The sequence below is a fragment of the Rosistilla oblonga genome (genome assembly GCF_007751715.1).
Classification (GTDB): Bacteria; Planctomycetota; Planctomycetia; order Pirellulales; family Pirellulaceae; genus Rosistilla; species Rosistilla oblonga.
Map to the genome: position 1 here is coordinate 3,068,988 of NZ_CP036292.1, position 11,898 is coordinate 3,080,885.

7 protein-coding genes are annotated in these 11,898 nt (G+C 57.6%); 4 read left to right on the plus strand and 3 right to left on the minus strand.

Annotated elements, in window-relative coordinates; genetic code table 11:
• Positions 1-511 precede the first annotated feature (511 nt).
• Both CA51_RS10865 and CA51_RS10870 read left to right on the plus strand, forming a co-directional pair.
• Positions 512-1,594 carry an AI-2E family transporter gene (locus CA51_RS10865; protein WP_231746118.1) on the plus strand — a complete coding sequence of 361 codons (1,083 nt, stop codon included), beginning with the start codon at positions 512-514 and terminating at the stop codon, positions 1,592-1,594.
• Positions 1,595-1,833: 239 nt separating this feature from the next.
• Positions 1,834-2,658, plus strand: a complete 825-nt coding sequence (locus CA51_RS10870) for a methyltransferase domain-containing protein (RefSeq protein ID WP_145120447.1) — start codon at positions 1,834-1,836, stop codon at positions 2,656-2,658.
• Positions 2,659-2,829: 171 nt separating this feature from the next.
• On the opposite strand, the gene hrpB is transcribed toward CA51_RS10870, so the two are convergent.
• The 3 genes from hrpB to CA51_RS10885 all read right to left on the minus strand — a co-directional run bounded on the left by hrpB (position 2,830) and on the right by CA51_RS10885 (position 7,727).
• Positions 2,830-5,388 (minus strand): ATP-dependent helicase HrpB, encoded by a 2,559-nt coding sequence (gene hrpB / locus CA51_RS10875; protein ID WP_197451747.1) that lies wholly within the window; start codon positions 5,386-5,388, stop codon positions 2,830-2,832.
• 192 nt (positions 5,389-5,580) lie between these two features.
• Entirely contained in the window at positions 5,581-7,005 is a 1,425-nt protein-coding gene (locus tag CA51_RS10880) for an IS4 family transposase (protein ID WP_145120451.1), read from the minus strand.
• Between the two features lie 116 nt (positions 7,006-7,121).
• A complete protein-coding gene (locus CA51_RS10885) occupies positions 7,122-7,727 on the minus strand; it encodes a sigma-70 family RNA polymerase sigma factor (protein ID WP_145120453.1) in 606 nt (201 codons plus the stop codon).
• Positions 7,728-7,898: 171 nt separating this feature from the next.
• On the opposite strand from CA51_RS10885, the gene CA51_RS10895 reads away from it, so the two are divergent.
• Together CA51_RS10895 and CA51_RS10900 are read left to right on the plus strand one after the other, a co-directional pair.
• A complete protein-coding gene (locus CA51_RS10895; RefSeq protein ID WP_231746119.1) occupies positions 7,899-11,111 on the plus strand; it encodes a sulfatase-like hydrolase/transferase in 3,213 nt (1,070 codons plus the stop codon).
• Between the two features lie 472 nt (positions 11,112-11,583).
• A complete protein-coding gene (locus CA51_RS10900) occupies positions 11,584-11,802 on the plus strand; it encodes a hypervirulence associated TUDOR domain-containing protein (RefSeq protein WP_145120455.1) in 219 nt (72 codons plus the stop codon).
• The last annotated feature ends 96 nt before the right edge of the window (positions 11,803-11,898 follow it).

Below are 11,898 nucleotides of genomic sequence, written 5' to 3' on the forward strand. Positions count from 1 at the left end.
GCTGCGGGAAGAACGGGCGTCTAGGCATTTTACTGGGGGCTTGTTGATGTCTCCGCAGGACTGGGACGAGGCGAGCCATCTGGTCGAGCGGTTTGTTCTTTCGTGTGACTCGACTCAGGGGGGCCATTTGTCGCCCCGTCCAATGCAAGTCTTGCTGCTGCCTACCGCAGCGATCGAGAGTCGTTCGCTCGGTTGCAGCTAGAGACAACGACGTCGGGTGCAAGTTGACGCGTCTTGAAGCAACTGACATTAGTGGTCGGGGCCAGGGCAGGAAGAACAAACGCAGAGGCGCCGAGGACGTAGAGTGTCTATCGCCCACAGCCCCTCTGCGATCTCTGCGGCTCCGCGTTTCAATCCCGTCATTTCCTTATGAGGTCAAGCGAACATTTGTATGGGGATCGCATCTTTCGGGGCCGCCATCGCTTCCCGACTGTGGGCGTTCTTGGTATTTTCGTCGTTTATGATTCCCAAGGACCCAACGACAGACACTCGCGTACAAACTGTTTGCCTGATGGCATTGGCTGTCGTTGCAGTCACTTTCTCGATCTATTGGCTCCGCCCGGTATTGGTGCCGCTGGTGGTCGCGCTGATTGTGGTCAGCGGCGTAAGCCCCATTTTGACGACGCTGGAGCGGCGTTTGGGCGTGAACCGGCTCATCGCCGCGGGGCTTACATTTGTCTTCGGCGTGGGACTAATGATTGCGTTTGGGGTCTCCGTTTGGATGTCGATGGTCGACCTGAATGCCAATTCGGAAATGTATCGAATTCGCGTTCAAGAAATTGTCGACTGGGCCGAACTCCGCGTCGAAGAGATCGGCAGTCGCATTGAAGAAGAAGTCGCTTCGTTTTTGCCCACAAAGGAATCGGCAGTCGACGTGACCAAGTCGGCTGGAATCGTGAAAGCCAATGAGCCCCCTGCGCGAGACGCGAGCGAGTTTGTCGACGCATTTATACGGGACGGGATTTCGATCATCTCTCAGGCATTTATCAGTCTTGTGTCGACGTGTGCCATCGTGATGATCTATGTCTTCTTTTTGTTGATCGGCACACCGACGGTCGGCGACGATTGGCCGATGGTCCGCGAGATCGATCAACAAATCCGTTCCTACCTCGGACTCAAGACGATCATCTCCATCTTCACGGGGTTGGCTTTTGGGCTCGCGCTTCGGATGTTCGGCGTCCCGATGGCATTCACCTTTGGCGTTTTGGCGTTCCTCTTAAATTTCGTCCCAAACATCGGGCCGCTCGTTGCCAGCCTGCTTCCGATTCCACTGATCCTGCTTAATCCAGAAGGCAGCATTGGTTGGATGGCGTCGGCGATCGTCGTCACGTGTGGTATTCAGGGCATCAGTGGCAATTTGGTCGAGCCGAAAATCATGGGCAATTCATCGGACCTTCACCCTGTCACGGTGCTGGTTGCACTCATGTTTTGGGGAATGATGTGGGGAGTGATTGGGATGTTTCTCGCAACGCCTATCACTGCGGCCATGAAAATATTGCTGCAACGCATCGATTCCACCAGGCCGCTTGCCGATTTGATGGCTGGGCGATTTTCGGCCAACGGGGATGCTGAAGATCGCAGTTTGGTCGTGTGAAAAGCGTCGATCGCCTGGGGCTCTTTCGGAACCATGTTGATTGGACACGGAATGTCGTTTGCAAAGTAGGTTGAGCGTCTGTTGCCCGACGTGAGCGAACGGGCCTGCGTCTCGGGGAAGGGAGCTGCCGACGATACGGATCGATAACGATTCGGTTCTTGGCCGCAGGACGCGTGACAGAATCCTTGCACGCTGTGAAGCCCCCTGTAAGTTTGTGACTTCGCATTTACAATCGGGCGATGTTTCAACTGCGCTGTACCGTCCGAGATTGTCAAGAATTGCTTGAGCCATGCGAGCGAGGCTTAGCGTGCCGCGCGGGCCATCATTTTGATCAAGCCAAACAGGGCTACTGGAATCTCCTGCAACCTCAGGATAAGAAGTCGAAAAATCCTGGTGATTCGCTGGATGCTGTTTTGGCCCGTCACCGTTGGCTTCAACGTGGGCACGCAACATCTCTGATCGAAACGCTGCGTCCGTGGGTTGCGACGGTCGCCGCGCAGACGAATCAAAGAACGCTTGATTTAGGGTGTGGTGAAGGATCGTTTGGTCCTGCCTTGTTTCCCGACGACGCCGATTCGTACTGCGGTATCGACCTGTCCCGGCGCGCTATCAAGTTGGCTGCTCGCCGGTGGCCTGAGGCGACTTGGGTGCTGGCGAACGCGGATCGCGAGTTGCCAGCGGCCGATCAAAGTGTTCAACGAGTGATCTCACTTTTCGGACGGCGTCCGGTTTCGGAGATCTATCGCGTTCTTGCGCCCGGGGGGATCTGTGTGGTTGCCGTGCCGGGCGAAGATGATTTGATCGAACTTCGCGAGAAAGTCCAGCAAGCTGGCCATCGCCGCAGTCGTTGGGAAATGATTGCCGACGAGATGACGGATGCCGGTCTTGAAGTCGTGGATCGGAAGCATTGGCACATCAACGTCAACCTAGATCCGGACGCGATTGCCGACGCGTTAGCAATGACGTACCGTGCGGTCCGCCATTCCCAGAAGTCTCGCTTGGATGTCGTTCAGGCGATGGACGTCACGCTGGCCGCGGACCTGCTCCTTCTGCGGCGGAATTAGCGTTCTCGGGGCTTCCGCCCCGAGCTACCGACGTGGACTCCTCCGGAGTCAATCCATGTGAGAGGCGGCGATTCCTTTTGTCGTGCAATGCATCAGTAAATCGCCAAGATGAACTTCCCACCTCGCAACGCCAAGTAATTTCGTGTTTACCTGACGGGTACGGTCGGCGGCTTATTTCTTTTCGGGCCTGCGTTGCATGCCGTTGCGGGTCGCTTCGGCCGACAGCGGATCCTCGGGCCAATGGTGTTTGGGGTACCGCCGCCGCAGTTCTTTGCGAACCACGGTATAGGTCGTCTTCCAAAAGTTGGCGAGGTCGTCGGTGATCTGCTGAGGCCGTTGATTGGGGCCCAATAAATGCAATTGCAAGCGGACACGGCCGCCGGCGATCCGCGGCGTGTCGGTCCATCCAAACAGCTCCTGCAGCTTGACTCGCATCACCGGCGGCTTGTCCGGCGTGTATTCGATCGTCCGCCAGTTGCCGCTGGGCACCTGCATCCTCGCGGGCGCATGACGCTCGATCGCTTGCTGCTGCTGATAATCGAAGCTGCCGAGCAAATGGTCCAACCACGGCGCGGAACGCAATTGGGCAAACGAGGTCCGCGATTGGCAAAGCTCGCGCAGCACTTCGTTGATGCGGTCGTCGTCCAGCGGCGGTAATTCTAGGTCGGGGGCGTGGTTGTTGAGGAATGCAACGCGGTGGATCAAGCCAGCGACCTCAGGCTTGTCGGGCGGAAAGACGCGGGCATGCTCGCGAGCCGCTTCGTCGTACAGCAACTGCGCGGTCTCAGGCGAAGGCGCGCAAGCGATCGGAGCCTCCGACAGCAGCAGATCGGAAAAATAGAGGCAGCGCCGCATCTGCACGGCTTGCGATTGCGGATCGAAACGGGGCTGATCGACTCGCCGCACCTGAGCGTCGTCCAACCAGCGGGCGTCGATCTGTGTCGCCATGCGAACTTGAGCTTCGGAGCCCGACGCTTCGACGTCCAAGCAGAGGAACAACTCTCCGCGATCCACCTGCGCAGTCGCCACGTGACAGGCGACCGATCCACGATGCAACCGAACCCCGCGGCCACCCACCATCACGCCCTGCGCGCTGCCGGGCGATCTGCGTCGGGCGACGCGATCGGGAAATGCGGCGAGCAAGGCACGGGCCAGCAAATCGGCGGCGACCGTTGCGCCGTCCGACAACTGCTGTCGCGGCGACGACTTCGACCGTCGATCCGCCAAGCGATCGGCAACCTTCCAGATCGTCTTCACCGCCCCCGGATGCACCCGAACGTTGGCGTTGCCGTCCCGCAGGTCCTTGAGCATCTGCACGCGGAGAGCAACGTCACAACTGCCGACATCCGCTCCCGTTGGCAATGAATCGCGATCAAACGGGCTGCGCTCGGTCAGCAAAGCGGCAGCCAGAGCCGCATCGTCGGCGATCCCCAGCTGTTCGGCTTCGACGAGAAACCGGGCAAGTCGCGGCGATAGCGGTTGGGCAGCCATCTGTTCGCCCATCGAGGTTACCGCGCGATCGGCATCGACTGCGCCCAGCAAGTCCAACAACCGGTACGCCCGGTCGACCGAATCCGAGCGAGGCGGCGTCAGCCATGGAAAGTCGGTCGCGTCGCGTTCACCCCAGGCGGCCAGCGTTAATGCAGCGCCGGAAAAGTCTGCTCGCAAGATTTCCGGCGAGTCGACAGGAGGCCGCGTCCGCTGAAGCGTCTCGGGCCACAATCGCCGGCAGACACCTGGTTCGGTACGCCCGGCTCGCCCGGCCCGCTGCGTCGCCGAAGCCTGCGAGATGTTTTCGATCTGCAGCCGGGGCAGCCCGACGCGGTCGTCGTAGCGCAACACGCGGGCCAATCCGCTGTCGATCACACCGGTCACGCCTGGGATGGTGACCGAGGTTTCGGCGACGTTGGTCGACAAGATCACTTTTCGTTGGCCGCTGGCGGCGATCACACGGTCTTGCTGGTCGGGCCGCAGGTCGCCGTAAAGTTGCATCACCTGGCAATCGCCGGCCAAACCGGCTGCTTCAATTGCATGCTGAGTGCGACGGATCTCACCGACGCCGGGCAGGAACACCAGGATATGTCCGGCAGTGCTGCTCAACATCTCGGGCAACGCGGCCACCACCTGGTTTTCAATCCGATCGGTCGACAGATCGCCCGCATGCGAGATCGCGACGTCGAACGAACGCCCACGACTCTCGATCCCCTCCGAATCCCTTAGGAACTCCACAATCGGCTCCGGCTGCAGCGTGGCCGACATGATGACCAGTCGCAGGTCGTCGCGTAGCGTCCGACGGATTCGGCACAACATCCCAAGTGCGAGATCACCGTCGAGCGAGCGTTCGTGGAATTCGTCGAGGATCACGCAACCGACGTCCTCCAGAAGCGGATCGTCCTGCAGCCGACGCAGTAACATGCCGGTTGTCATCGCGATCAAACGCGTCTCGCTGCTGACTTGGCGATCGAAGCGGACGTGGTAGCCGACTTCGCTGCCAAGTTTGGAGTGCCGCAGCGTTGCCAGGCGAGCGGCGGCGCTGCGGGCTGCCAAGCGACGCGGTTGGACCAACAGAATTCGACCGGACTGGCCGGCCGTCGACTCGGACGCATCAGAACCCAACAGAGCCAACGGCACGCCGGTCGTCTTGCCCGCTCCCGGCGGCGCTTTGAGCACTACCGACCGTTTGCGCGCCAACGCCGCCGTGATTGCATCGATACAATCCGCGATCGGCAATCGTTCTATTTCCCGGTCGGTAATGACTTAATACTCCGTTGCACCTAAGGGCCCTATTCAGCAGCAAGCACAGCGTTTTCACGTTTAACCGCAATACCGTTCCACGAAGCGTCGTGGACGAGGCTACGAGTCCATTTGCATGCATCAGACCAAATCGCTCGGACTCGTAACCTCCTGTCGATTACCCACAAGTCATTGGTCTGGTCCGAAGGCTTGCCAGCAGAGGGCGAAGTCGAGCATTCGCCGCGTGCCTCGCCAGATCACTTCGGCTCCCGGCGGACCGTCGCCTTCACGGTGATTGTAGCCGCCAAGGGTCGCAAGGAGCGGGATGAATTGTGACAGCTCAGGAGCTTGCTTTGGGGGAGCCGTCTTTTCCACCACTTTCCAGACCGACTTCCATTCCGCTTCGCTGGAGACGACATCACAGGGAAGCTCTGGACACTCGCGGCCTAAGAAGGTCACAAACATGATCCGCCATGCGATCACTTTGTAAAACATCAACGCGCGGATCAGTCGGTCTCTCGCTTCGAGTTGAATCTCTTCGACCCGGCAGCCAGTTTTGAAAACTCGAAAGAATACTTCGATTGGCCAACGAGCCACATACAAATCCACAATCCGCAGCGTCTGGGCAATCGTGTCGACCGGCAGAGAACTCAGTAACAGCCAGTCGACTTCGGTTCCGTCGCCTGGGCCATCGATCTCGCTCACCCAAACGACACTGATCTCGACCGGCGGCATCGAAGACTGCTTGTTGTGTGGCGCACGAAGGGTCATCCGCTTCGCTCGAATTTCTAACTTCGCAGTGCGTGCTTCACGGCCGGGGTGTTGTTTGTTTCCTGATCCTTTGGTTCGCTTGGGCGTTTGGGGAAGCTGGACTTCGCGGTAAGCGACCGGCTGGGCGGATGCGATTTCGGCACGCATTTTCTTATAAGCCGCAGGCCCGCCATCGGGGTCTTTCTCCGGCAACGAGCGTTTTCGCTGCGAGCGAATGACGAACTGAGCCGGTGTTTCATGCTGATCGGCTTCGACGAAAATGTCGTAGATGTCTCCTTCGCGATCGGCCAGCGAAACGATCTGAGTTTCAGGACATTTTCCGGCGATCTCGCAGGCCTTGCGGTAACCATCGAGCCATCGTTGCCCTTCGCCGGTGTGTAGGGGTTGGCCTTCTCGCTTCTTGCTGGTGCCGAGCGCTTCTTTGTCGCGATCGTAAAACTTAACACCGACCACCCCGAGACAAAGTTTCTCCGGCGTGAAGGCGATGTGGGAATGATCGTAAAGTCCACGGCGGCCTAAGCGATCGAGATTGCGGACGCCTTCGGGCGGATGCGCGGTGTAGTCCAGTTCGGTGGTATCTTGTGCGATGCAAACGGTGTCTTGGGCTTTGATTCGTTGGAGTGTCTTTTCAGCGTGAGCCCCGAGAATGGCTTCTGGATCGACGTTGGGGTTATCGAATAGACGGTAGGCGGCTTTGGTTTCGTCCCAGCCACTGCAAGCTTCGTTGATACTGGCCGAAGGGTTGGCCGCCAGCGAGGCGAGCAACGCTTCGGCTCGATCGTTGAGACGTTTGTCTCCAAGTTGAATATCTTGAAATTCGTATGCGATACTGGTCGGTTGCATGCTTTCACCTTAAGATTTCATTGTGCAAAATGAAATACTACAAGCGCAAATACCGTGCCAAAACGAGCTGTTTTTGCGGCGACTTGTGGGTAATCAACAGCTCTTGACGAGTTCCGCTACGAGAGAGCCTCCAGTACGACGATGCGGAGGCGTTCCAGCGCTCGCATGTAGCGGATGCTTGCCGCCTTTGGCTTGATGTTCAGTTCAATCGCCACTTCTTGATTGGTTAGCTCTTCAAAGTGACGCAGCGCTAGAACTTCACGATCGATGTCGTTCATGTTCGCGAGCGCTGTCCGCACTTCGGCGATCAGTTCCCCGCGAACCGCGGCTTGGCTGGGCGAAGTCATGTGGGCGATAAAACGCTGCGAAAGGCAAAGCGATGTGTTGCCCCACAGATTGCTACCAGCTGGGGTGGCTTCCCGAGAAGCGTTTCGCGATTCGGTTCCCAAGTGTGTGCGATGGATTTTGCTAAGCGTCTGCCCAGTTATTAGACGCAGCCACAGGAACAGCGACGGGAAGTCGCCATCGATGTAGTGCCGAAGTCGCTTTTCGGCATCCAGGAAGACCTCCTGCACCACATCATCCGGGTCGACGCGCCCACGAATTTTGTCGCTGAGGCGAAAGTGGACGATTTGCCAAATTCGCGGCCGATGCAGCGAGAACAACTCGCCGAACGCGGCAGTGTCGCCATTGTTGAGTCGTTCTTCGAGGTCGTCGGCCATAAAACTTTTCGGATAGGCAGTAGATCGTTCGGAGAACGCGGGTTTATGAGTTCAGGGATCAGCAGTTGAGGCGGAAGCCGCTAAGGCTTCCGAACGGTATTCCTGGATTGAATAACGAAACTGCCGACGAGTTCCGCTACGCCAAACTCATTCTATCAGCGAAAAACGACAATGAAACCAATCCTTACGCTCCGCACATCTGCTCTTCTTCTGTTGACCGCGTTGGCAGGACTATCGGAATCCGACACCGCATCGGCGCAGCGCGATCGATCGGAACCAATGCCGAAACAAAAAAACGTTATCGTCCTGTTGGCCGATGACCTGGGCTGGGGCGACGTCGGTTTTCACGGAGGAGTCGCCGAGACGCCCAACATCGATCGGTTGGCGAGCGAAGGGCTGCAATTGGACCGCTTCTACGCCTACCCCGCCTGCAGCCCCGCTCGGGCAGCGATGCTGACCGGGCGTTTTCCGCATCGTTACGGAATTCGCGGACCGGTTCGTCCCCGCGACGAGGGGCTGCCGATGAGCGAACGGTTGTTGGTAGCGGACTTTCAGGACGCCGGTTACCAAACTGCCTTGGTTGGGAAGTGGCATTTGAGCCGCTCGACAGACGCGGCGCACAACCCAAGTCGTCGCGGCTTCGACCACTTTTACGGTTTCCTGGATGCTTCGATCGACTACTACAAACACACAAATGGAAGAGGCCAGATCGACTGGCAGCGAAATGGTGAGACGATCGACGAAACAGGATACGCCACCGACCTGCTGACGCGCGAAGCGATCCGAATCATCGAAACCCGCCGTAGCGGAAGTCGTCAAGACTTTCGAGTTGAGGATCGTAGCGGAAGTCGTCAAGACTTTCGTCCCAACAACCGCACTGGAAACCGTCAAGACGCTCGACAAGGAACGGAGTCGAACGAAACTCTTGACGAGTTCCGCTACGGGGGAAAGCCGTTGTGTATGGTGGTTGCCTACAACGCTCCGCACAGTCCGTTTCAAGCTCCCAAGGAACTGATTGCCAAGTACCGCGGTCGACTCGATGAACGCAGTGCGACTTATGCCGCGATGGTCGAATCGATGGATCAAGGAATCGGGAAGATCATGGCCGCCATCGAGAGGCAGGGGATGCGCGACGATACGATCATCGTTTTTGCATCGGACAACGGAGCGGCCCGGATGGGAACCAATGCGCCGCTGCGTGGACAGAAGCGGCAGGTTTATGAAGGCGCGATTCGCGTTCCGTGCATCATCCATGCTCCCGGCATCGTCAAGCCAGGGACCGTGTCAGATCAGATGATCGCAATCCATGATCTCCTGCCAACCTTGGCCGGCGCCGTCGGTGTACAACTCGGCAAGGGTAGCGGAAGTCGTCAAGACTTTCGACCGGAGAACCGTCGTAGCGGAAGTCGTCAAGACTTTCGGCGGACCGATGAATCCGAAACTCTTGACGAGTTCCGTTACCGCAAAGGAAACAAAAACAACGAAACTCTTGACGAGTTCCGCTACGGTGGCGAGTACCGCGACAAGCCGCTTGATGGCGAAAACTTGTGGCCCAATCTTGTCAGCGGCAAATCCAAACCACGGCGCATCGTGATCGCCGAAGAAGACTTTGCGATCTTTCAAGACAACTGGAAACTGATTCAATCCGCCGCGGGAGTGGAGCTCTACGACATCGTCGCCGATCCCAGCGAACGGCAAAACCTTGCCCAACGCCACAGCAAAATCGTCGCTCAGTTGGTAGGCGAGCTGGCGGAATTCAAACAACAAATCGCCGCCGACCAACCCGCAACACACGTCGTCGCGGAAGTCGTCAAGACTTTCGACACACCATCGAAACTCTCCACGAGTTCCGCTACAGAAACCAGACCGGGTTCGGCGAAACTCTCCACGAGTTCCGCTAAACGGAATCCGAAACTCTTGACGAGTTCCGCTACGGATAGGAGTATCGTGGAGGGGGCTTCGCTGGCCGGTGTGCAGCTTCAAGGCGATGCCGACTTCGGGATCTTGGGAAACCGACTGACCGAATCCAACGGCAAAGGAATTCGGTTGATGTCGGCCGTCGATCTTAACGGAGACAAGCAGCTTGCCGGTGAAGCTTCGATCATCAGCGACGCCATCAAGCCGCAAGACCGCTGGTACCGCTTCGACATTCTCGGCATGGCTCAAGATGGCTTTGTCGTCGACAAGGACAATTTGTATTTGAAGGTCGAGTTTTTCCAGAAGGGCCGCGCCGGTTCACTCGACTTCATCAAGACGCGAATTTATCCGCAGGTCGTCCAAGAGCGAAAAGATTTTAAGGACGAGGGGACTAATGCGAGCCTTGGGCTGGGAACGTGGCGAACCTACGCGATGGATTTCCGGACTCCCTTCGCTGAGATCGATTCGGTCAAATTGAGCGTCGGATTCACCGATGGAAACGGCAAAGGGAAGCAGGCCGAGTTCTGGGTCAACTCGGTGAACCTGAAACCGATTCCCGTACCTGCCGGGTACGAAGCCCCAGCCAACGCGGACCGACAATTCCCGCAGCCCGAACCGAATTCGCTTGTGGCACTTGGTGGTCGCTGGTACTTCGATCCGCAAGGCGGCTCGAAGCGGCTTCCCAAGCAATTCGATTACACCAATGCCGATCAGTTGCTTTACAGATCGGATCGCTTTGAGGCACCCTTTGCGGGGAACATGTCGTCGTGGCTGCGAGCTGGCTACAAAGATTTTGAAGGCAACATCGTCAAAAAGGATGAGCACAAGCCGTACGCCGTTGTCATCTCGGTGACGAAAGATCACATTGTGATGCGAAGTCGCAATCTGCCTAATCACCCGACCGCTACTTTCCCCGACAAGTGGCGGATGCTGGACGGGAATCCCTCTTACATCCAAGAGAAGGCGAACACTTGGTACTTGCCCAAGGAACCGAAGCTGGCGGCCGATCCGATCGCGATGGACGAAAAGAACGCCAACGGTGCTCTGCCCATGGGCCCCATCGGCGTCGCCACGAATGGAGTGATCTTCTTCAATCCGTTTGATCACATCTTCGAGACCGATGCGGTTTGGCGATTGGATCGTTGCTGTGGCCACCCGAGTCCGCAGAGCGCGTATCACTATCACAAATACCCTGTGTGCGTGAAGACGCCGTGGAGCGACGAAGGCAAGATGCACTCATCGGTGATCGGATTCGCGTTCGACGGCTTGCCAGTCTACGGACCTTATGAAGCCGACGGTTTATTGGCCAAGGATGACCTACAAAACCCACTCAACGATTTCAACTTGCACGACGACGCAGTCCGCGGACCGCACTATCACGTGACGCCGGGCAAGTTCCCACACATCATCGGCGGTTATTGGGGCGAGCTCGACCCGATGAACGGCCGAGGCCGCCGAGCGAGGTAACCCCACAACCGTAGCGGAAGTCGTCAAGACTTTCGTGACCATCGCTAAACCGTAGAGGAAGCCGTCAAGAGATTCGTCATCAACGCGCAGCCGTAGCGGAAGTCGTCAAGACTTTCGTAACCATCGCTAAACCGGAATGGAAGCCGTCAAGAGATTCGTCGCGTTCGAAAGTCTTGACGACTTCCGCTACGAGGCCGTTTGTTTATCGATCTCTCTGCAAGCTTTCCGAACACGTATTCCCGCCAAGTTCCGCGCTGTCGCTTCATCTTTGGAAGGACGCGAGAGCATCGGTCGACGCCGCGAAGCTCGCGAAGTGACCGGTAGATCTTGCGAGCTTGGCTGCTCGTAGGGTGACAACGTACTTGTCCCGATCAATTTGCGGCAGAGGCCAGACCCGGCGTTTGGCATCGGGATTGCACTACTGTCAGGTTTGCGACGCAGTCCGACGTCCAGCGTTCCAGGGAGCAAGAAGATGAGCCAAGAATTTCAGAAGAACCAATCCGTCCAATGGAACTTCGGTACCGGTGTGGGCAAGGGGAAGATCAAAGACGCGTTCAAAAGCAAAGTCACGCGAACCATTAAGGGGAGTGAAGTGACTCGCAATGCAACGGAAGAGGAACCGGCCTACCTGATCGAACAAGACGATGGCGACGAGGTGCTGAAGAGCCAAAGCGAGTTAACGCAGGATTAGTTTTGCGGTTCTATCCGTCTGTCGATTTGCGTGAGTTTCATGCTGTTTGGGACTTGTTGCGAAAACGACCACGGCGATCAATGACCTGGAATATTG